We start from the raw sequence: 22,495 nt of genomic DNA on the forward strand, positions 1-22,495 counted from the left end.
TAAAAATTAAATGTCAACAGAAAACAATAAACGGTTGATGAAACGCTTTGTGGAATTCATCAATACAGCCAGCGAGGTTTTAAGTAAAGAACTCATATCAGCAGAGGCAAAATTCTTTGTACCGAGCCAACCAGAGCCACTATATGGACCAACTGGATATCTGAATATAATCAATATGATGCGTTCAGGTTTTTCTGATATTCAATGGGAACTTGAAGACATGGTAGCGGAAAATAATAAGATAGCCGCACGTTTTATCATGCGTGGCACACACAATGGGCCCTTCTTTGGTGTGCCAGCTACGTTCAGAACTATTGAAGTAAAAGCGGTAAATTTCTACAAATTTCATAATGATCAAATCATTGAAGAATTTGGTCAGCCTGATTTGCTAAATTTGTTACAACAAATAGGAGCAATACCGTCAATGAATTAATGCCCCATTGCTGGCGCGCGTGTGCCGCGGTGTTGAACTGTATAGTGGAATATGTGTATCCTCTTATCCGTGCGCTCCTCCTCATACATACATCGTGTTACATTGCGGACGTATCCCGACAGGCCCTAGCCAATTACATATGCCAGCGGCTGGACCGTTTTGGCGGTAACGGTGGAGGTTCCGAAGGCCTTGACCAGGTAATTCCGGGCCACTCGGAGCACCAGTTTGGGTAATGTCGAATCTAAAAGCATCTTTAACTTCAATCGTTTAATATGATCAAAGTGTAGAGGAATTGCTGCCCTGTATTTCTGGAACGCAGTGATCAAGGTCCCTGCAACGTCTATTCAACTTGATGAATTTTATTTTTTATCGAAAATCTGCCCTGAGGGCATAAAAAAGCCCTTTTACTGCTGTAAAAAGGCTTTTAGAAATGGGTAAATGACGGGACAAAATCCGCACCATTTTGTTGAAGAATTGATTGAAATAGGCAGTTTTTCAAAATTCTTTACTGCTCAAGAGTAATTTATTAGCCAAACCAGAAATTGAGGTGTTTGTGCTACAACTCGCTAAGACCTTAGTGCGAATGTTAAGAAAACATATGCCCCGGAACCAAATCGGCACCGGGGCATTAATATACCAAGCAGGTTATTTATTTGTCCCAAAAAACAGGGGTATCCAGGTCATCAGTGCCTATACTAACTACGGCGGCCCTGTAATTATCAGCATTAATGGACGATTCTGTTTGCGGGTAAGTATACCTGCGTACAAAACTGCCTTTTATTTGCTTGCCGGGATAAATATTTGGCGATAGCGCAGGAAAGCCGCTCCTTCGGAAATTGGCCCAGGTTTCTGCACCGTTTCCAAATGATGTTATCCAATACTGGGTATTAATCAGTTTCAAAGCGTTGGCATCAGCATACGCGTTTGCTGGGTTATTTAAATAAGCATTTTCGGCATCGCTGCCAATTACAGCGCTGGCATCATAGCTGGCAAATTGATCCATTGCAGCCTTTACGCCATTATTATAATAGGTGCTTGCTGTACCTGTTATGTACCCCCTGAAAGCTGCCTCAGCCAGTAGCAGTTGCGTTTGGGCATAGGTTACAAAATATTGCGGCGCGGTTATTTTACCAAACACGCTGTAATTTACCTGCGAGTATTTGAATCCAGAGCCACTTATGCCGCGGAACCCGGGCGCTGTTGGCAGCGTACCACTATCATAGCCTATAGGCAAACCAAACTGGTTGGCAGCTACCGTATCCGGCGCAAGGGATAATGCTTTGCCAGGATCGGCGTACATTGCCGAGATGTACTTGAGCCTTGGGTCGCCGGTTGATTTTAATTGTGAAACAAATGGCTCGGCAAGATAATAAGTATTGGTTAACTGCTGAATTTGCTGCGTAACGGGGTTAGGGTACGCATTGTTATATTTCAGGTAACAATTATCGGCGTTAGATTGCATTACGCCTCCGGTAACAGCTGCCTGTACAATTGTTTTTGCTTTACCGGCATCTAATTTAGAGTAACGCATACCAATGCGCAGCAGCAATGAATAGCCCAGGCGTTTCCATTGCGGAATGTTTCCGCCAAAAAAAACATCGCCTTTAACCACATCTTTTGAAGCATCTAATGCTGCCGTAGCTGTGGTAAGTTCATTCACCAGGTCGGCATAAATATCCTGCTGTTTGTCATATTTAGGCAAGAACGCCGAACTCAGATAGGCTTGGCCAGCCTGACTGTAAGGGACGTCGCCGTAAGTATCAACCAACATCATATAATTATAAGCCCGCCATATCCTGGTTGCATTGTACAGATTGGTGCGGGTTGCATCGCCCTTGGTAACCGACAAAATATGCTCCAGCAGTTTTATACTATTCGGATATGCATTATTCCATCGCAATACCGTATAGGTTTGATTTAAAACGTTGAAATTAAATGCAGAAGTAACACCGCCGAAAGGATCGATAAACTGTTGAACAACGGTTGCTTCGGTTTCCATTAATGATGCATAGGTTAAAACCTCTGCATTGGAAAACAAAAACGTTGGGTCGAGGCTGGTGGTGTTGTTTGGGTTAACATTTAACTGTTTGAACCCTTTATCGCAACCTACTGCAGAACACAGGCAGGCGGCAGACAATATGATCTTTATAAAATTTTTCATGATCGTATTCTTTTAAAATTTGACGTTAAGGTTAAATCCATAAGTCCGCGTTGTAGGCACTGAACTTTGCTCGTACCCGGTTAAAATATCGCCGCTTGATGAGATTGCTTCCGGATCGATATTAGGTGTGTACTTTTTGATGATCAGCACATTGTGGCATACGGCAGAAAGCACCAGCCCTTTAATAAATTTAGCTTTCACCATCTTCGAAAAATCGTAACTCAAAGAAACGTTCCTTAACTTGATAAAATCTGATTTGTAAACAAAGGGGTCCAGGATACCTTGCGAACGATAGTTAGCATAAAAGTCCTCGGCATTCACCGCCATAGCGTTAGGGGTACCATCAGCATTTACGGCATCAAACTTAACACCGCCTTCCCTGCCAACCAGAGATTCTTTTGACAAACCTTCCCGCAGGAAATTCAGGTTAGAACTTGATAATATTTTACCACCGGCTTTGTAATCAATATGGGTCATCAGGGTAAACTTTTTGTAAGTAAATGTATTTACCCAACCGCCGGTGGCTTTAGGCAATGCACTGCCAAAAAGTTTGGGCGATGTACTTGCCACCGGTTTGCCGCCTGATACAATGATCTTCCCGTTGGCATCCCTGCGGTAAGTTGATCCCTGTATCTGGTTTAACGGAAGGCCAACCTGGTCGACGATAGAACCAAAGAATTCGCCTGCACCCAGTGTTAGTTGATTTTGACCGTTGGCCAGGGCCAATACTTTTGAGGAATTTAAAGCGGTATTAAACGCGGAGCGCCAGGTAAAATCTGCTTTTTTTATGGGCACCAGCTCCAGTAAAAACTCCATGCCGCGGTTTTGCAACTCGCCAAGGTTTACAATGGTACCTGTATAACCCGATGCGTTGGAAATAGCAACGCTTAAAATCTGGTTGGTGGTGTGCTTATCATATGCGGCTACATCAAGGTTAACCCGGCTGTTAAACATGCGCAATTCTAGGCCAATCTCTTTTTCTTTTACGCTGTAAGGTTTAATATTTTGATTTGGAGTAGTTGTATTATTAATACTTCCAAGCGGAAAGCCGTTAAAGGTATTTTGAGAAAGCGCGAAGGTAAGCGAATTGCTGTATGGCCCAATGCCATTAGCGCTGCCCACGTTGGCGTAAGTAGCCCTGATTTTTCCAAACGAGAGCCAGGAAGGCGGGTTCTTTAAAAATTCCGAAAAAACAAAGCTGCCGCTTACCGAGGGATAAAAATAATGGTTATGTTCGGGGCTTAACACCGAGAACCAATCGTTACGGCCTGTTACATTTATAAATAAATAAGATTTATATCCAAACTCGGCAGTTCCATAAAGCGAGTTTACCGTTGACTTGGAAAGTGCATAGGCCGAAGTGGTGGTTACACCATTTCCAACGGTATAAAAATCCCTGACGTAAAAGTTTGTTGCAGTAACGGTATATCCCCGCGATGACGAAGGAAAAGTATTTCCACCCAAAGTGGCATCAAAAGAAAAGTCGCCCCATTTGTGGCCACCCCCTAATAAAAAGTCGGCATTTAGCGCGCGGTAAGTATTGTCATTTGAGTTATAACTACCGTTATAAAGGCCCACCGGTGCGGCAGCATTTGCCAAAGTGCCGGTTGGCACATTTTGTTCATAAAACGAAGCGCTATATTCCATATTAACACGGCCCTGCAGGTAAAGCCAGTTAAAAAACTGGTAGCGCAGGCTGGCAGTACCCAAAAGGTGGTCTTTGGGTTGCCTTGTAAATTGTTTGTTCATGATCCAGTATGGATTGGTAAGGGTAGTGAAACGTGATGTAGGCGTTTCGTTACCATTGGCGTCAACCGCAGCTGCTTTTAATACATCCAGACTAACCGAGTTGGAATAGCGGTACATGTAATTAGTAACCGATGTGCCCTGAATACCAATTACCGGCGGGTTGTTGTTATTCTCGTGGTCGTAATTTATATAGATCTGTGCAGATAGTTTAGGTGTGAAGTTATAATTCAACCCCAGGTTGAATATTTTTTTGTGGTAATCGTTATTAGGTACTATGCCCTGGGCATCCTGGTTGGAATAGGAGAACCTAAAGCTGCCCTTATCATTACCGCCAGAAAAGGCGATGGTATTAGTCCATGCATTAGCGCGCCTGAAAAATTTGCTGATACGTTTTTTTTCCGGCGCGTAAGGGCGTTGTACGCCATCAAACTGGTAGGTAGGCGCGTTATCAAATTTTTCTCCGAAACTCCATGCGCCTGAGCTTTGCGCCTGGCCCTGTGTTTTTGGGCGTACGTTATTTTCGCCTTGTCCGTACTCGTATTGAAAATCGGTAAAATCAAGTGCCTGGTTTTGGGTAAAGTTAGAGGTAAACTCAATCCCGATACCGCTATTCTTATTACCGCTTTTAGTTGTGATAATCAATGCGCCATTACTTGCCCTCGAGCCGTAAAGCGCTGCAGCAGTGGCCCCTTTTAATACCGTCATCGACTCAATATCGTCGGGGTTAATCTGCTGCATATTATCGCCAAGATCAACCGATTGGGTGTAACCGTTGGTGCTCGACGGGCTTTGTGATAGCGGAAGGCCGTTTAATACAATCAACGGCGCGTTATCGCCCTGGAACGCAGATTGCCCGCGCAACCTGATCTTGGTACTTCCGCCCGGGCCGCTTGAGGGTGGAGAGATATCTAAACCGGCAACCTTTCCCTCAAGCGAGTTGACAAAGTTTGTGGAACGATTGGTTGTTATTTCGCCCACACGCACATTTTCTGCCGCATAGCCTAATTTTTTCGACTCGCGCTTTATACCCAATGCCGTTACTATTATCTCACTCAGGGCGTTTGATTTAGGCTCGAGGGTAACATTTAGCGTACTGCGCCCGTTCAGCGGCTCGGTTTTGGGACTGTACCCCACGTAGGTGAACATCAACACTGCGTTATCGCTGGATACCTGTATCCTGTAATTACCGTTTACATCTGTCAAAACGCCGTTCCTGGCTCCTTTTTCGCTAACGCTGACGCCAACAAGCGGCAGTCCTTTTTCATCGGTCACTTTGCCGGTAACTGTTTGTACACTCATATCGGCCTTGATTCGGACGTTTGCGGCATTTCCGGCCCGTACATCCGCTGCGATGATAAGTGTAAAAAGAACACTTATCGTAATAGACAACATCATCCTCGATGCTTTAATCTTTTTTTTCATGATTTTAGGTTAAATAATTGATAACTTATTAACTTGAATTCTTTCTCAAAATTGGTAATTGCGAAAGAGCGTTTTTTTGAGCGGCGTTTTGAAGGCCGTTTTTCAACTTTAGTATAATTTTTTTTCCATGCTTAATAAGGGGTTTGGTTTTTAAATTGGTTTGTATATGTTTTGGATTTGTTTCATTTATTGGTATTGTTTATAATAAACAACTTAAGGCTAACACGCCGGCGAGGCCAATTACCGATACCAGGCTTTCCATTACCGTCCATGAGCGAAATGTTTCCTTCACCGATAACCCAAAATATTCTTTGCACAGCCAAAAAGCCGTATCATTTACATGTGAACCAAACAGGCTGCCTGCTCCTATAGCCAGCACCAATAAATTGGTGTTAACACCAGCATGATGCGCAATTGGGAACAACACACCTGCGGCAGTTACACCCGCCACGGTAGCCGAGCCAAGGCAAAGCCGCAAACAAGCTGTAGCCAGCCATGCGAGTAGCAAGGGATGCATAGCGCTGTTTACCAGCATACCGGCGAGCGCATTGCTTAAGCGGCTATCTACAAATATTTGCTTCAGCGCACCCGCACTGCCAATAATGAGCAATACCATCGCTATATCCTTTACTGCGCATAAGTAACCATCCATTATTTTTGCTAATGGCCTGCCTTTTCGTAAACCAAGCGTATAGGTGCTTATAACTACGGTGAGCAGCATGGCAATAATAGGTTCGGCAAGCCATGACGCCGTTTTTCTTATAATGGGCGAGTCACCAAAAAGCATTGGCAGCAAATAGGCGATGCCAATTAATACTACCGGTAAAAGCGATGACATCATGCTGTTAACAATGCCAGGTAACTCGTTAGCGGGCAAGGCCGCAGCACTATTGGCAAATTGTAAACCGTTTGGCCCTATTTTTTTGAGGGTAGCCGAAAATACCGGCCCTGCTATAATTATTGCCGGAATAGCAATGATGAGCCCATAGCCAAATGTTTTTACAACATCGGCATGAAAAACGCTTATAAGAGTCATTGGCGATGGATGCGGCGGTAAAAAGCCGTGCATCACCGATAAAGCCGAAAGCATGGGCATGCCCACGTATAATAGCGGCAAACGATAGCTGGAAGCCACCGAAAAAATGATAGGCACCAACAATATAAACCCAACATTATAATACAAAGGGATACCCACAATAAAGCCGGTTATAGCCATAGCATAGGTTACATATTTAGCACCAAACAAATTGTGCATAAAATGGGCTATACGCTGGGCGGCGCCGCTTTCGGCAACCAGTTTGCCCAGCATGGCACCCAACACAATAATGATTGCGACTGACCCTAATGTATCGCCGAGCCCTTTATTTATTGACGCGACAACTGTTGGAAAAGGCATGCCCAGGAAGCAGCCCGCCAACAGCGCTACAATAATGAAGGCAAGAAACGCGTTAACCTTTGCCCAGGTTATCAGCGTTACAAGCAGTAAAATGCAAAAGATAAGTACCAGTATTGTTATTGCCATCTGTTAAATTTCAATTAATGTGAATCGCGGGTTACAACAGATCCGGAATTCCCTACAAGGAAATCAAGGTCGGCACCTTTATCAGCCTGCTGCACGTGGCGCTGGTACATAGACACATAGCCCCTATCGGTGTGATAAGCTGGCTTTTTCCACAACAACCTCCGTTTTTCCAGTTCAATCTCATCTACCAGCAGCTCTATTTTTCTCGCCGGTACATCCAGGCATATCATATCTCCGTTTTCTACAAGTGCCAGGTTACCGCCGATGGCAGATTCCGGCGACACGTGGAGCACAACTGTACCGTATGCCGTGCCGCTCATCCGCCCGTCAGATATCCTTACCATATCGGTAATGCCTTTATCCAGTAGCTTTTTAGGGAGTATCATATTGCCCACTTCGGGCATGCCGGGGTACCCTACCGGGCCAACACTTTTCAGCACCATTATGCAGGTCTCGTCTATATCAAGGTCCGGTTCATCAATCCTGGTGTGATAATCTTCAATGGTTTCAAAAACCACCGCCCTGCCCGTATGCTGCATCAGCGCCGGCGTTGCTGCCGAAGGCTTAATAACCGCGCCGTTTACAGCCAGGTTTCCTTTTAAAACGGCGATGCCGGCCTCGGGAATAATAGGATTGCTGTAACTTGTAATAACCTCATTATTATAACATATACCGTTGTCTTTTATGTTTTCTGCATGCGATTTGCCTGTTACGGTTATCGCATCCATATCTAATTCATTGTTTAGTTCTTTCAATATCACGGGTAATCCGCCTGCATAATAAAAGTCTTCCATCAGGTATTTTCCGGAAGGCATCAAATTAAGCAACAAGGGTATTTTGCTGCCCAGCCTGTCAAAATCGTCCAGGCATAAGTCTACCCCAACACGCCCGGCAATTGCTGTAAGATGTATGATGAAATTGGTAGAACCGCCAATAGCGGCATTTACTTTAATGGCGTTTTCAAAAGCGGAGCGGGTGAGTATTTTTGATATCGTTAATCCTTCTTTTACCATTTGGACAATACGCCTGCCTGATAGCTGCGCCAGCACTTTTTTCCTTGAATCAACAGCCGGGGTAGCCGCGGCCTGCGACAGGCACATACCAAGCGACTCGACCATACAAGCCATAGTAGAAGCGGTACCCATCGTCATACAATGGCCGGCACTTCTGGACATGCAGCTTTCGGCAGCAAGGTATTCGTCGTTGGTTATTTTGCCGGTTATGAGGTCATCAGTCAACTTCCATACCGCCGTGCCCGATCCGATATCAGCGCCCCGGTATTTACCGTTCAGCATAGGCCCACCCGGAACTACGATGGTAGGCAAACCAACGCTGGCGGCCCCCATCATGGTAGATGGCGTGGTTTTGTCGCAGCCCGTAAGCAGCACAACCCCATCTATCGGATTGCCACGTATTGATTCCTCGGCATCCATACTGGCCAGGTTCCTGAAAAGCATAGCGGTGGGTTTAAGCAAAGTTTCGCCCAACGACATGATCGGGAACTCCACCGGGAAACCGCCTGCCTCATACACCCCGCGTTTAACAGATTCGGCCAGGTCGCGCAGATGCGCATTGCAAGGTGTTAGTTCCGACCATGTGTTGCAAATACCTATAACCGGCCTTCCGTCGAAAAGATCGGCGGGCATACCCTGGTTTTTCATCCAGCTCCGGTATAAAAACCCCATTTTACCTGTTTTTCCAAACCAATCAGAACTTCTGAAGTGTGACATTTTGTAGTGTTTTATAATTTATATTGATGTTGTGATGAAATCGCCGGTTAAGCTGCGCTGCAACCGGGTTGTCATCAACGTTCATGCTCACTATTTTCCTACCCGGTTGCTGAGTGTGCCTATGTTGCTTATTGTAATATCTATTACGTCGCCATAACTCAGCGTGAAAGAATCGGGCGGTACTATACCAGTGCCGGTCATGAGGTATGCACCGGCCGGGAACGACATTTCCATAAAAAGGTAATCAGTAAGTTCCTGGTGTGCGCGTTTCATCCTGCTGATTGTTATGGCATCAGCAAACACTTTATCATTGCCTCGCCATATGGCAATTTGGATTTCAGTATCGGGGGAAATAGGTGCAGCCGGAACATATAGACATGGGCCAACCGCCGCTGCGCCATCGTATGATTTTGCCTGGGGAAGATATAAAGGATTTTCGCCTTCAATATCTCTTGACGACATATCATTGCCAATTGTATATCCTTCAATAGTACCTGCACTGCAAATAAATAGCACCAGCTCCGGCTCCGGAACGTTCCATTTCGAATCTTTCCGGATACGAACGGCGCCGCCAGGCCCAACCGCGCGGGATGCCGAAGATTTAAAAAAAATCTCGGGACGTTCGGCACTATAAACCCTCGCATAAAAATCGCCGCCGCCGGCGTCTTTAGATTCTTCCATGCGGGCATCCTTGCTGCGCATATAGGTAACGCCCGATGCCCATATCTCCTGGCCGGTAATAGGAGCGCATAACTGTTTTAAATCGTTGGCCAATAAAGGATCTGGCGTGATACTTTGGATGTCTTTTAAAACCTGGTTGTGCAATGTTCCGCGGTTAATAAAGCTATCCCAGTTCCAATCCGGCGAACTGTAAAGCCGGTCGGAATATTTCACAATAATTTTATCGTAGGTTTTAAATATATGCATAGCTATTTATTACTATCCCGCGTTGCACGGTAATTATCATTTGTAAAAAAATATCCCGGATGGGTTAATTGGTTGTATTACAAAGAATGCTAAACCCAATTGCTTTATCTTCTAAAAACACACAGTGTTGATTTTTGCACAAAAAACTTCAGGCAAAGCTCCCGCGCCAATTCAGTGCTATGGAGAGGTCAACGGAGTAGTTTCATGGTTAGCGGCAGACTTTTTTCATGCCGGTTAAAAGACCAATACCGGACCGGGAATATTCATCCATACGAAGTATAACACTACCTACCGCAGAAAGTACCATAAAAAAACGGTGGTGGTTTTTGTACAAATTTTGTTTTTATAATATGTAAACTTGCTTTCTAAGAGTATCCTTTTAGATTGCTAAATACCGTCGCAATACAGAGAAGATCGCAACGCAGACCAATTATTACACTGAATGAATCAATTGATACTTCAGCAGGGGGCATCTAAAGAACTTGTGCATTTTCCGCATATTCTGGAGTTTGCCCTCAAAAAAAACAACACTATCCAACTTAACTCCTTTAACAGTAATGTTGCGGATTGCATTTGCCTGTACTATATTTTAGAGGGGAAATTCAGCTGGATAATTGATTCTCAACAACACGCCTTATACCCGGGTGACTTTGCTGTAGTATTGCCGGGGCAACGCATTGGCGGCGAAAGCGGTATATTAAATATCGGCGCTTTATTCTGGATAAAAATCTCGACCGAAGATTGCGGAAAGCTTTTATTGGGCAAATGGAGCGGACTTACTAAAAAGGAAAAACTATCTGTTAACCAAATTTTGCTGGTAAACAAACAACAGCTTGTTTTAAAACTGAAGGAAGCGCACACCCTAATGCACAACTTGCAGGTTGAATTACAAAACGAAGAAGTAGGCTTTTACACCCGCACAAACCAGCTGCTTGATGAGCTTTTCGTATTAATTAGCCGCCAATTGATCAGGCAAAGCAACTCCAGAAGAGACTTTCCTCAAACATTTTTAAAGCTGGAGCAAACATTGCGGCAAAACCTTGCCCATCAATGGACTGTGGAAGAAATGGCTGCCCTGATTGGTATGGGTACTACCGCCTTTACCGAAAAGGTAAAAAACTATTCCGGTTTTTCGCCGCTGAATTATTTAATTAACATCAGGATAACCGAAGCTACCAAACTGCTTAAAAAAAACCAGGTAAATGTTACCGACATAGCGCTAAACACGGGCTTTTATTCGTCACAACATTTCTCTACAACGTTTAAAAAACTAACGGGATACACCCCCAGCGAGTTCAGGAAAAATAAAACATCAGATCATCAACATACATCATGAATTGTATCATCATTATAGAAATGGGCACGGCCGCTGTGCGGGTTTTCGCCTTTGATCTTTCCGGTAATTTAATCAGTTCATCAAAGGGGCACTACCCTACCTTTCATGAACAACCCGACCATAGCGAGCAGGACCCGGAGCAGATGTTTATTACGATGCTTTATATTTTGAAAAACCTGCTCATTGAGAAGATATATCCAAAAAAATATACTGTTACCTGTATTTGCTTTGGCTCATCTATGCACAGCTTGCTTGCGGTAGACAAAGATGGGATACCGTTAGGCAACGCCATTACCTGGGCAGACAACAGGGGCAAAAAAGAGGCAGCCGAGCTTAAACAAAATAGCCTGGGCGAAGAGATTTATAAAGCCACCGGAACCCCTATTCACCCCATGTCGTCGTTGATAAAAATTGCCTGGATGAAGAATCACGAACCTGAAAAATTCAGGCTGGCAAGGAAATTTATGCCGATAAAAACGTATATCATTCAACAACTTACCGGCGCATGTGTGATAGATTACAGTATAGCATCTGCAACCGGGCTAATGAATATCCACAATTTAGCCTGGGACCAGGCAGCGCTGGAGTTTGCAGGGATCACGCCCGAAGAACTGCCCGATTTGCACCCTGTTTTTTATTCGGACATCACGCTAAAAAAAGAGTATCAAAGGGTTTTAAAATTACTACCAACTGTTAAAATCCTGATAGGTTCAAGCGATGGTTGCCTGGCAACACTGGGAGCCGGCGTATGGGACAATGGCATGGCTACAATTACTATTGAAGATAGCGGCGCATTCCGGATCATTGGCGATAAAATAATAGAAGACCCCAAACAACAAATTTTTAATTACCTGCTTACCGAGAAGCATATCATCACCGGCGGCCCTACGAGTAACGGGGGCGTAATATTCAATTGGTTTACCAAACAATTTGGCGATTTTCAAAAAGCGTTTGATGTTGATCAGTCAATGGAAATGCTGATAGAGGAAGCCGCGGATGCCGAAGTTGGATCGGGTGGTTTAATCTTCCTTCCCTTTTTGCATGGCGAACGGGCGCCAATCTGGAACCCAAATTCCAGGGGATGTTATTTTGGCATAAATATCCGGCATGAACGCAAACATTTTATACGGGCAACAATAGAAGGAATACTATACGAAATGTACAGTATTGGCCGCACACTGGAAAAGCACCGCCATATAGAAAGCCTGTCAATCAATGGCAGCTTTGCGTCTATTCCGTTTTGTACCCAAATTATTGCAGATATTTTTAATAAGCCGGTAAGTACACTTAGCCATGCCGACAGCATAGGCAAAGGCGCATTTTTGTTAAGCGCCACCGAGATGGGCATTTACCCCTCTTTAGAAGAAGCCTCAAAAACAGTTACCATGCACCAAACATATTTACCCAATGCCCAAAACCATCAGGTTTATACCCAATATTTTAAAGTATTTGAAAGTTTGATAACAAAAGTGGCTGATGAATTTGATGCCATTTCTGATTTGCAGGAGCGGTATAGTCAGTAAGCATACAAGTGGGTATAATGCCAATCATCACATTAATACAAGACACCTTATTGATGAAAATAGCTGCTAATGCAGATGATGTGATTATTTACAACTTCAAAAACGGAACTGGTGAATGTCCCTATTTATCGTTAGACAAGCTTTCGTTAAATGGAACTACAATCATAAGCGGTCAGGGGAAATACGGATCAGTCCGAAAAGTTGTGGGCGAATAAAAAAAGTATTTGTTTTGCGGCAGGAATAACAAATACGAATACCCTTGTCAGCAGCATACGAAACCCTTGTCCGTTTAATCTTACCAGAAGGTATCTTAGCATATTTTGAGCTTATAAATGTTAATTCTTCAGAAAATGGGCAGCTAAACATTTACCTGGAAGAAAAGAACCTCGCTCCATCGGGGTATGAAAAGGCACAACTTGAATCAAAAGGTTTCTTACCGGAAACAGCTATACAGGACTTTCCCATCCGCGGTCATAAAGTAGCTCTTTGTATCAAAAGACGCAGGTGGGAAGTAAAAACAAGTGGAGAGATCATCACAAGAGACTGGGATTTAGTAAGAAAAGGTGCGCGAATGACAACAGAATTCGGCACTTTTTTAAAAGGTATATTTGGATAATCATCCTATTAGCAGCCATTTATTAGGCAAGTTATATCAGGTGGACGGCAAGCAGCTCGGTCAGCAATATAAAGATCACCTGAGTGATTTTCAGAGCTGGGGCCAGAAAGAGCATGCAGAGGAGTGGATGCTGTTTGCAGATAATATAGGCCCTTACCTTAGTATAGATGAAACCGCCTTGAGCAACGGAGAACTGTATACCATTGTTACCAATAAAGCAGCCAAAGGGGGTAAAAAGGCTATCGTAGCGATGATCAAAGGCACACAGGCCGAACAGATCATGGCTGTACTGGAGCGAATACCTGTCCGCAAAAGGAATAAAGTTAAGGAAGTGACGATGGATATGGCTGCTAACATGATCAAAGCTATCCGCAGGTGTTTCAATAATGCTGTGCGGGTTGTTGACCGGTTCCATGTACAAAAGCTGGCTTATGATGCTGCACAGGAAGCTAGGATCAAATATCGCTGGGAAGCATTAGAGCAAGAGAACAAAGCAATAGAGGACGCTAAAAAGAACAAGCAAAGCTATCAGCCTGAAGTATTTAGCAACGGGGATACTTTAAAACAATTACTGGCCAGAAGCAGGTATCTACTATTTAAACACCCATCTAAATGGACCGTATCACAGAAAGAAAGAGCTGATTTGTTGTTTCCAAGGTATCCCTTGTTGCTCAAAGCCTACAACCTGTCAATCCGGCTGGGGCAGATTTTCACTATCTGTAAAGACAAGCAGCAGGCGTTTAAAAGACTGGCAATCTGGTATAATGATGTAGAAGACGCAGGTATTGATGCTTTTAAAACTGTTGCCAGATCTGTAAAAACGCATTATGAATCTATCTTAAACTTCTTCGATAACAAGAGTACCAACGCATCTGCAGAATCTTTCAACGCTAAAGTCAAGGCTTTCAGAGCTACTTTAAGAGGTGTAAGGGATACTTCTTTCTTCTTATTCAGACTTGCTAATATCTATGCCTAACTTTTTATCCCCCCCCCACAAGAATTCCGCTTGATCCGGAAATACGTTTTTACCAAATAATCCTTTAATACTGATATAGAAAATCGCTAATCTGGCACTCGTAAGCCGTATATAAACATCTGATCGGCGCGATAATAAAGTTCTGCAAAGAGGGAGTAATATTTGTTTTTTCGATATTTTTCTGCAAATAAAAAAACCCAACTCGCCAGAGTTGGGTTAAATCATTGATTTTTAGGCTCCCCACAGTGGCGTTTTTTCGAACCAATTCATTGAAAAATTAAGGAGAATTGGAAATTTAGGGGATAATTTTTCAATTATTTAAACCAATACGCTATTTATCTACGATTTTTTAAATGAGGCTTATTAGCACAATCGATAAACATGCTGATATTGATTTTTTCTTTATTATCTATTTTCACCTAACCCTTACCTGTAAGTGCAAATGACTCCTATTAATATTCCCGTTTTATTTATGATTAGTGTTTGATGTCATTTTTAAAAGCAATGCTATCAAAAAAGAAGAATCGGTCCCTAGCCGATTATAAAACTTGTGTCCATTGGAGGGGGCAGGTGCTATTGGGGGTTTTGTTTAAGCAAAGCGATTGGATATTAACATCCAATCGCTTTGCTTAACTGTTTTATTTTTTGGGATCAAAAGCTTTATTTATTTTTTCAACCATATATAGTAAATGTGCTTTGCTCCGAGAATCGGTGGTCGCAGCAATACCCCTGTTAATGGAATTTTTTAATGTCTTTAAATGTTGTCTTATAATAACAGCCAGATCAGATGGCGAGAGGGGAATCAATGCCGCCCATTCAGGGTCTATTGGTGCTGGGTTCATTATGCCATCTAAAATCATTATATACTCGCTCTGGAGATCTCTTCGGTAAGTGTCGATAGGCTTATGGCTTGACAATTCCGACCATATACCTTTTTTCAGATCTTCTAAAAACGTGGTACAGGTATAACTGTTTTTATCGCCATATTGCCGGCTTGCACGTAAAAGCGTGGCCATGCGGGTCTCATCTAATAGATTTTTTAATGTCTCTTTGCCAAGTTTCTCAACAGCGGTTTGGCTGTAAGGGCTTTCGATTTTCTCTGTGATCGAAGTATACTGCAGCCAAGTCGGGGTTTTGAACACTTGTTCATTTAACCAGGCAACGGCTTCCTTTTGCTTCGCTACCGGTACCGGCTCATACGTGTTCCCTTTTTCTTCCACATTTTTCGATTCCAGATAATAGCCGCCCACATTCACCGTTACATGACCCGCGTAACGGCCAAATTGCTGAACAACCGCATTATACATCCTGTACAGGTTATAATATCCTTGATTTGGCACGCGTGTCCATTGCACTAATTGTGGTAGGACACGTTTCAGGTTTTTAATGCCATAATTACCGGCTTTCATCGCGTCATCGCCCAGATCTTCATTTTGGCTGCGCGGATCAAGCGTCATAAATGGTAGCTGAGGCCCGTACCATAAACGGTGGTTATGGCTAAGGCTGTCAATGACCCATTTATTCAGCAACGTGTTTTCATCTTTCGCTTCTTTTATATTAGGGAACAGGCGGTAACCCCATTCGATGGCCCATTTATCATAGTCGCCGATTCGCGGGTAAATCCCTTTGATACCAATATGGTCTTCGGGCTGCGCCACGTAATTGAAACGGGCGTAATCCATAATGGATGGCGTATGGCCATGTGCCTCTACCCATTTTTTATTCCGTAGGCTGTCCACGGGTACGGTCGAGGATGAGCCGAAATTATGCATCAGTCCTAAAGTATGGCCAACTTCGTGGGATGATACAAAACGGATCAAATCGCCCATCAGTTCATCATCAAACTCCGGCTTCCTCGCTCTCGGATCAATCGCTCCTGCCTGCACCTGGTACCAGTCATGTAAGATGGTCATCACGTTGTGGTACCAGTTGATATGGGTTTCTATGATCTCCCCGCTCCGCGGATCATGAATATGCGGCCCGCTTGCGTTGGCTACGTTAGAAGGCTTATACACGAGCGCTGAATGCGTGGCATCTTCCAGGCTCCAGGTGCTGTCGGCTACCGGGGCTTCTTTCGCTATAATCGCATTTTTAAAACCTGCTTGTTCAAAAGCTACCTGCCAGTCATTGATGCCTTTGATGAGGTAAGGTACCCATTTTTTTGGTGTAGTCGGGTCAATATAATAGACGATAGGTTTTTTAGGTTCTACCAGTTCTCCTCTGAAATATTTTTCTTTGTCCTCATCTCTGGGTTCCAGCCTCCACCGGGTGATCATGGCCGACTGTTTCACCGCTTGCGGATCGGTATCAAAATCAACATAACGCTGACCAAAATAACCTACCCTGGCATCGACATAACGCGGTACCATTGGGATTTTGGGTAATAAGACCATAGAGCTATTCAGTTCGCAGGTGAGAGCATCCCCGGTAGGGTCTACCGCTGAAACATAAGTTTTTACGGTATTTATTTCCAGGTTTGCCTGAAAAGACCATACATGATTTACATAGGATCGGTCACTTTGAAATGCCCCGACACCCCAGCTCTTTTTGCCCTTGGGGCTTAACCAGAAAATGCTGTTATCTCCGTTGATATAATCGGTAACCTCAATGACGCTGGATGTTTTATCGGGGCTATAGGCTTTTACAGGCAGGGCGGCAATAATAGGCTGCACATTGGAATTTAATACGGCCTGATACATGCCATCGGCCAAAGAATCTTTGGCGATCATATTATAGGAGATGTTCTTCAAAAACAGTTTATCGCCCGGGCCTTTTTCAAACCGGATAACTTTATCATCTATCGGGTCTCCGGCAAAGCCCGCGTCACCTGGTTTCTGGGCATTTGCGGCCTTTGAAATACGGTTAACTAACAAAATATCCCTTCCTAATAAACTGTCCGGTATTTCAAAGTAATATTTGTCTTCTATTTTATGCACGGTGAACATGCCCTTCATGCTTTTTGCTTTGGTCGTGATCACCTCGGCATAAGGTTTGGGGATTGACAGTGCTGCGGAATCCTTTTTTACAGGTTTTTCAACGATTTTATTATCCTTTACGGCTGTCCTGGCCTTTTCCTGCGCATACCCTTGTGTAACCAGCATCATAGACATCGCCAGTGGTAATAGTAATCTTTTCATTTGTTAATTGCTTTTTTCTGTTGTTTTAATGGTGTATTTAGTATTGATTATTTGTTTGCAACATAAAGTTTGGGCACAATAAAGGCATAGAAAGCCATTCCCGGCGGCCGTAAAGCCAGGAATGGTTTCTGCGTAAAATGTTTTGATTTACCCTAATTGATGATCTTAATAACCTGGGTTCTGTTTGAGATTGGGATTGTTTATCATTTCATTGGATGGAATGGGCAATAATTGCGCGGTTGATTTCCAACCTGGTTTCAAGGCTCCAAGTACATCGTCGGCCCGTGTCTGTGATGCCGGATTGACCAGGCTTGGCCAGCGTTTCAAATCAAACCAGCGATGGCCCAGTTCGCAAGACATCTCTATCCGGTTTTCCTGCTCTATTGCGCGCAGTAAAGCTGCTTTATCACCCGCCGTTGTATTGGCTAAACCGGCCCTATTCCGGATCGTATTGATATCTGCTTGTGCACCGGCAAGGTTATCTTGTTGAGCCCGGGCCTCTGCCCGTATCAGGTACTGCTCGGCTAGGCGCAATACAGCATATGATTCAGGGGCGGGAGGAGCAGCAGCGAAACTACCCTTATATTTATAAACGGTGCTATCCGTACGTATATTAAAGATCCAATTGGTTTTGCGTAGATCGCCCTTCTCGAAACTCCTTAACAATCCGGGTTTTAAAGGATATTGTATAATACCGTAGGCGGCATAACCCAAAATAGCACTTCCCTCCGTAGTATAAGCATAATTGCCCGCCCTGTCTAACTGAAAAATAGCTTCACTGCTGTTCTTCAGGAAGATATTGGAAAAATTAGCAGTTGACGATAAACTATACAAACGGTTACCGATCACGGCGCTGGCCTGTGCCTCGGCATTAGCCCAGTCTTTACGGTACAAGTATACCCTGGCCAGCAAAGCGGTAGCCGCCCATTGGTTTACCCTAGAGCGGGTGCCTCCTGCGGCCGCGCTGTAGTCACCGGGCAGCAATGACTGGGCATCGGTCAGATCAGCAATGATCTGCGCGTAGACAGAAGCTACCGGTGTGCGGGGTGCCAGCGCTGTTTCCGCAACGTCAGTCGAGGTGATCAGCGGGACGTCGCCAAAAAGATTTACGAGGTAAAAATGAGCATAAGCGCGGATAAATTTGGCTTCACCGGTCAATTCCCTTTTATAGGCATCGGTCATTCCCGTAGAGGCAGCTGCATTTTTAATAATGCTATTGCTGTCGTAAATGAGCTTATAATAACCGGTCCATAATGGTCCGACAGTGTTGTCTGTGGGGAAAACATTGTTTTTAATATAAGCGTCATTATCAGTTGTAAAATAATTCAATTCGTCGGCTAAAAAACCAGCACTTGTGGTTAACTGGTAACCAAAGCCGGGCTCGTTACTCATGGCAACATATAACCCCGCTATAGCTGTCCGCGCATTGGCATCGCTGGCAAACAAGCTGGCTTCCAGCACCTCCGTTCTGGGAGGGTCAAGATCAAGGTACTTTTTGCAGCCTGTAAAAATCATTAGTACGATCAGGCACCCGGCCAGCACAATAGCTTTTGCCTTTTGGCGGCTCTTACCGGCGATAAGATGCAGGTAATTCTTTTCAACTTTATTTAAATATTTTGATTCCATAATAATCGTTTTTTAAAATGAACATTGAACACCAGCCACCAGGTTGAACAAAGGCGGGGTACTTAGCGCGCCGGATTCCGGATCAATACCTTTGTATTTGGTAATTACAAACAGGTTTTGTGCCTGCAGGAAAAATTTAGCCCGGGCCACATGTAAAGGCTTCAAATATTTTTCAGGCATAGTATATGAAAGCGCTACATTCTGTAACCGCAGAAAAGAGGCATTCTGCAGATTAGCCGCGCTGTAAAAGCTATAGTAGTAATAGGCAAAAGGAGGATTGCCTGCCGTTGTAAATTGATTTAAAAGATTATCCCGCCGCAGTTGATCGATATAACTTTTAGGAATATTGGCCAAAGATCCGGGTACTGAAGAATAGGCCTCTAAACCTTGCTTTTTAAGTCCGACAACATATTGGAAGAAGATATCCAGCTGAAATCCTTTGTAAGTAAAGCTGTTGCCTAAGCCTCCATAAAAATCCGGATACGTTTTCCCGGAATACAACAGGTCTCCGTTATTATTGCCCGTGCCTGCAAGCGTAGTGTAATCCACGATACCGTTTTGATTCGGATCTGCATATACCGGCAGACCTTTGGCATCTCTGCCAACTAGCTGTAGTTTATACACGGAAGCCAGCGAGCGACCAATGGAGTAGGTGTTTGCATAGGGGCTATTGCTCAGGTTAGGGAAAGACACCAGCTTGTTTTTGGGTAAAGTGGCGTTAAATGCACTGGTCCAGGTAAAATCTTCGCCTTTAATATTGGTGGTGTTCAGCTCCAGTTCCCATCCGCTGTTTTCCACTATTGCAGACAGGTTAGCCTGATAAGAACTGAAACCGGCTTGAGAGGCCAAGGGATAGCGTACCAACTGGTTGCCGGTACGGTTACGGAACCAGTCGGCTGTCAATAAGAGCCTGTCATTAAAAAAACCCAATTCTATCGCTGCTTCCAGCTTCCTGGTGCCTTCCCACCGGTAGTCAGGATTCGCGATACGTGCGGGAGCCAAACCGATAACCCCGCCGTAAGTATTATTTATCGTAGAGCTTGTAGCATAGGTGGACAAGTATTGGTAGTTACCGATCTGGTCGTTCCCCACCAGGCCGTAGCTTCCCCTGAGCTTGCCATAACTGAACCAGCTAAACTTGTCCTTCAGGAAAGATTCATTGGAAAATAACCAGGCACCGCCGGCAGCACCGAAATTACCAAAACGCCTGCCGGGGCCAAAACTGGACGAACCATCCCGGCGTCCGGTCATATTCAGGATGTATTTATTCCCCCAGTTGTAATTTATCCGGCCGAACAGTGATGCATACTGATAAGCACTGTAATTATTTGAAATCGTGTAGGTTGAAGCAAGAGCGAGGTTGGACAAAAAGAGATCTGACGTGTAACCGGATGACTGGATATAATAAGGCTGCTCATTAACAGTTTTCTGCAGGGTGGCACCCGCCAGTATATCTAATTTGCCTTTACTTATGGTGCGTACATATTGTAATTGCGGCTCAAAAGTATAGGTTTGGTTAGTACTGTTGGTATAATTGGCATAAGGAGTAAGAAATGCGCTGTAAGCAGGATTTATAGCAGTACTGGGTACGATCATTTCCTGTTTGTTATCCATTCTGGTGAATCCGACCGAGGTTTTAACATCCAATCCGGGTAACAGATTATATCGCAGGTTAACATTACCGACCAAAGTACGATTAGAAGCTAAATAATTTTGGTTTAGAGAAGCATAAGGATTATTGATTCTGCCTGTCCAATTCAGTTGGCCATTGTCACCATATACGGGATAGTTAGGCGGGAGGTTGAAGGCAGATGATGCAAAATCGCTGCCAGGCAGGTTGGTCGAATTACTGGTAAACATCGCTGATGCCACTATATTTAGTTTCTGATTGTTTGAAGTATGGTTGATACTGAGATGAACCCCGCCCGCCTTGCTATCCCTGCTGTCAGGGAAAATGGTATTTTGCTGACGGTAATTACCGCTCATCAAAAAAGAAGTACCGCCTGCGCCCCCGGAGAAACTGGCCGAAGCGCTTGTGGTATGAGCGGTTTTTCCAATTAACTGTTTTTGAAAGTCCCGCGTTCTCGTCGTATCCCAAATTAAAAGATCAGGAGCATTGCCAATTGTAGGCGTGATGCCGGCGTTAGCGAAACCCTGCCTGCGCAAAGCCAGATATTCATGTATATTCAGTAAATCTACTCTTTTTGTTACCTGGCTTATACCCCTGTTAACATCAACATCCAATTGGGTTTTACCCTGTTTTCCTTTTTTTGTGCTGATTATTATGACACCGTTAGCAGCCCTTGAACCGTAAATAGCCGTAGCATCAGCATCTTTTAATACTTCAACGCTTTGAATGTCAGAAGGATTAATGTTATAAAGTGTGCTGCCTGCGCCGTTCGGTCCGCCAACATTTATAGATCCCGTAGTGAGCGAAAGCGGGGCAGCCGGGTAAGGTACACCGTCTACAATGATGAGCGGGTTATTGGTTGCTCCAAGCGAGTTCCGTCCACGGATCTGGATATTGATCTCCGCATTGGGCAAACCGTTTGCCTGCGTAATCAACACGCCCGGCATACGTGCCTCCATCGCTTGCAGTACATTGGTAACCGGCTGTTTAGCGATATCATCAGCGGTTAGCCTGCTTGCAGAACCCGTAGTAAGGCGCCTGGATGTAATCTGGCCATAAGCCATGACCTGCACTTCGTCCAGTTTATTGTTACTTAATTTTAGTAATACGGCAAAGGGGCTTGATTTCCCCTTTATCGCTACCTCTTTCTTTTCATAGCCGATATAATTAAATATCAGGGTATCTGTCTCCATTAAACCGGTAAAAGAAAAACTACCCGTTTCATCGGTAATGGTTATCCGGTTCGTTCTTTTTACACTTACGGTTGCCCCTCCTAAGCGTATACCTGTTTTATCATCGAATACTATCCCTCTTATTTCAACCGGCAGGGTAAATAACTTCGTGATTTTGGTAAGAATGGATTCTTCTTTGGGCTGAATAAAGATGGTTTTGTCCGCGATTTTATAGGTTAGGGGCATATTTTTGAAACATGCCATTAATGCGTCCTCAACCGATGCATTGCTGATATGGACATTTACATTTTGCCTGACCAGTTTTGAATCAAAGAAAAAAACATAGCCTGATTGTGACTCAATACTGTGCAGTACTTTTTCCAGGGGCGCATTTGTTTCATTCAGCGTAATTTTCTGGCTGTATCCTTTGGCGCTGGCTTGTACCAGGGCAATGATCAATAGCAGCGTAGTTAGTTTCATAACCAACAGGAATTTAGGGGGAGGCCATGCCTTCGGCATTGCTCTAAAAAAAGCA

At 44.1% G+C, this 22,495-nt stretch carries 14 protein-coding genes; 5 read left to right on the forward strand and 9 right to left on the reverse strand.

Annotated elements, in window-relative coordinates; translation table 11 throughout:
- The first annotated feature begins 10 nt into the window (after window positions 1-10).
- Window positions 11-433: an ester cyclase gene (locus AC1RM2_RS09665; protein ID WP_492984900.1), complete on the forward strand. Its 423-nt coding sequence runs from the start codon at window positions 11-13 to the stop codon at window positions 431-433.
- Window positions 434-558: 125 nt separating this feature from the next.
- Here AC1RM2_RS09665 and AC1RM2_RS09670 read toward each other — a convergent pair whose 3' ends face one another.
- The 6 genes from AC1RM2_RS09670 to AC1RM2_RS09695 all read right to left on the reverse strand — a co-directional run bounded on the left by AC1RM2_RS09670 (window position 559) and on the right by AC1RM2_RS09695 (window position 9,944).
- Window positions 559-684 carry a hypothetical protein gene (locus tag AC1RM2_RS09670; protein ID WP_492984901.1) on the reverse strand — a complete coding sequence of 42 codons (126 nt, stop codon included), beginning with the start codon at window positions 682-684 and terminating at the stop codon, window positions 559-561.
- A 398-nt stretch (window positions 685-1,082) separates the two neighbouring features.
- Window positions 1,083-2,594 carry a SusD/RagB family nutrient-binding outer membrane lipoprotein gene (locus AC1RM2_RS09675; protein ID WP_492984902.1) on the reverse strand — a complete coding sequence of 504 codons (1,512 nt, stop codon included), beginning with the start codon at window positions 2,592-2,594 and terminating at the stop codon, window positions 1,083-1,085.
- 12 nt (window positions 2,595-2,606) lie between these two features.
- Window positions 2,607-5,765 (reverse strand): SusC/RagA family TonB-linked outer membrane protein, encoded by a 3,159-nt coding sequence (locus tag AC1RM2_RS09680; protein WP_492984903.1) that lies wholly within the window; start codon window positions 5,763-5,765, stop codon window positions 2,607-2,609.
- A 199-nt stretch (window positions 5,766-5,964) separates the two neighbouring features.
- Window positions 5,965-7,287, reverse strand: a complete 1,323-nt coding sequence (locus AC1RM2_RS09685; protein ID WP_492984904.1) for a gluconate:H+ symporter — start codon at window positions 7,285-7,287, stop codon at window positions 5,965-5,967.
- Between the two features lie 14 nt (window positions 7,288-7,301).
- On the reverse strand, window positions 7,302-9,017 hold the full coding sequence (locus AC1RM2_RS09690) for an IlvD/Edd family dehydratase (RefSeq protein ID WP_492984905.1): 1,716 nt from the start codon (window positions 9,015-9,017) through the stop codon (window positions 7,302-7,304).
- A 90-nt stretch (window positions 9,018-9,107) separates the two neighbouring features.
- Window positions 9,108-9,944, reverse strand: a complete 837-nt coding sequence (locus AC1RM2_RS09695; RefSeq protein ID WP_492984906.1) for a fumarylacetoacetate hydrolase family protein — start codon at window positions 9,942-9,944, stop codon at window positions 9,108-9,110.
- A 442-nt stretch (window positions 9,945-10,386) separates the two neighbouring features.
- Between AC1RM2_RS09695 and AC1RM2_RS09700 the strand changes: the two genes are divergently transcribed.
- The 4 genes from AC1RM2_RS09700 to AC1RM2_RS09715 all read left to right on the forward strand — a co-directional run bounded on the left by AC1RM2_RS09700 (window position 10,387) and on the right by AC1RM2_RS09715 (window position 14,395).
- Entirely contained in the window at window positions 10,387-11,280 is an 894-nt protein-coding gene (locus tag AC1RM2_RS09700; protein ID WP_492984907.1) for an AraC family transcriptional regulator, read from the forward strand.
- Window positions 11,277-12,803 (forward strand): gluconokinase, encoded by a 1,527-nt coding sequence (locus tag AC1RM2_RS09705; RefSeq protein ID WP_492984908.1) that lies wholly within the window; start codon window positions 11,277-11,279, stop codon window positions 12,801-12,803. Before AC1RM2_RS09700 ends, AC1RM2_RS09705 begins: the two co-directional genes overlap by 4 nt.
- 259 nt (window positions 12,804-13,062) lie before the next feature.
- Complete coding sequence (locus tag AC1RM2_RS09710) at window positions 13,063-13,419, forward strand: ISAon1 family transposase N-terminal region protein (RefSeq protein WP_492982898.1); 357 nt, start codon at window positions 13,063-13,065, stop codon at window positions 13,417-13,419.
- Complete coding sequence (locus AC1RM2_RS09715; protein WP_492982900.1) at window positions 13,412-14,395, forward strand: ISAon1 family transposase; 984 nt, start codon at window positions 13,412-13,414, stop codon at window positions 14,393-14,395. The genes AC1RM2_RS09710 and AC1RM2_RS09715 overlap by 8 nt, the downstream gene beginning before the upstream one ends.
- A gap of 638 nt (window positions 14,396-15,033) precedes the next feature.
- Here AC1RM2_RS09715 and AC1RM2_RS09720 read toward each other — a convergent pair.
- The 3 genes from AC1RM2_RS09720 to AC1RM2_RS09730 all read right to left on the reverse strand — a co-directional run bounded on the left by AC1RM2_RS09720 (window position 15,034) and on the right by AC1RM2_RS09730 (window position 22,440).
- Window positions 15,034-17,532 carry a zinc-dependent metalloprotease gene (locus AC1RM2_RS09720; protein WP_492984909.1) on the reverse strand — a complete coding sequence of 833 codons (2,499 nt, stop codon included), beginning with the start codon at window positions 17,530-17,532 and terminating at the stop codon, window positions 15,034-15,036.
- Between the two features lie 165 nt (window positions 17,533-17,697).
- Complete coding sequence (locus tag AC1RM2_RS09725) at window positions 17,698-19,158, reverse strand: RagB/SusD family nutrient uptake outer membrane protein (RefSeq protein WP_492984910.1); 1,461 nt, start codon at window positions 19,156-19,158, stop codon at window positions 17,698-17,700.
- Between the two features lie 12 nt (window positions 19,159-19,170).
- Window positions 19,171-22,440, reverse strand: coding sequence for a SusC/RagA family TonB-linked outer membrane protein (locus AC1RM2_RS09730; RefSeq protein ID WP_492984911.1), 3,270 nt, complete (start codon window positions 22,438-22,440; stop codon window positions 19,171-19,173).
- Between the last annotated feature and the right edge of the window lie 55 nt (window positions 22,441-22,495).

It is taken from the genome of Mucilaginibacter sp. GW822-FHT03E02, assembly GCF_058801545.1.

Coding starts and splice junctions, on each gene's coding strand:
- AC1RM2_RS09730 (WP_492984911.1), bottom strand. CDS start 22,440: ATGAAACTAACTACGCTGCTATTGATCATTGCCCTGGTACAAGCCAGC.
- AC1RM2_RS09685 (WP_492984904.1), bottom strand. CDS start 7,287: ATGGCAATAACAATACTGGTACTTATCTTTTGCATTTTACTGCTTGTA.
- AC1RM2_RS09680 (WP_492984903.1), bottom strand. CDS start 5,765: ATGAAAAAAAAGATTAAAGCATCGAGGATGATGTTGTCTATTACGATA.
- AC1RM2_RS09665 (WP_492984900.1), top strand. CDS start 11: ATGTCAACAGAAAACAATAAACGGTTGATGAAACGCTTTGTGGAATTC.
- AC1RM2_RS09725 (WP_492984910.1), bottom strand. CDS start 19,158: ATGGAATCAAAATATTTAAATAAAGTTGAAAAGAATTACCTGCATCTT.
- AC1RM2_RS09700 (WP_492984907.1), top strand. CDS start 10,387: ATGAATCAATTGATACTTCAGCAGGGGGCATCTAAAGAACTTGTGCAT.
- AC1RM2_RS09705 (WP_492984908.1), top strand. CDS start 11,277: ATGAATTGTATCATCATTATAGAAATGGGCACGGCCGCTGTGCGGGTT.
- AC1RM2_RS09690 (WP_492984905.1), bottom strand. CDS start 9,017: ATGTCACACTTCAGAAGTTCTGATTGGTTTGGAAAAACAGGTAAAATG.
- AC1RM2_RS09670 (WP_492984901.1), bottom strand. CDS start 684: ATGCTTTTAGATTCGACATTACCCAAACTGGTGCTCCGAGTGGCCCGG.
- AC1RM2_RS09720 (WP_492984909.1), bottom strand. CDS start 17,532: ATGAAAAGATTACTATTACCACTGGCGATGTCTATGATGCTGGTTACA.
- AC1RM2_RS09695 (WP_492984906.1), bottom strand. CDS start 9,944: ATGCATATATTTAAAACCTACGATAAAATTATTGTGAAATATTCCGAC.
- AC1RM2_RS09675 (WP_492984902.1), bottom strand. CDS start 2,594: ATGAAAAATTTTATAAAGATCATATTGTCTGCCGCCTGCCTGTGTTCT.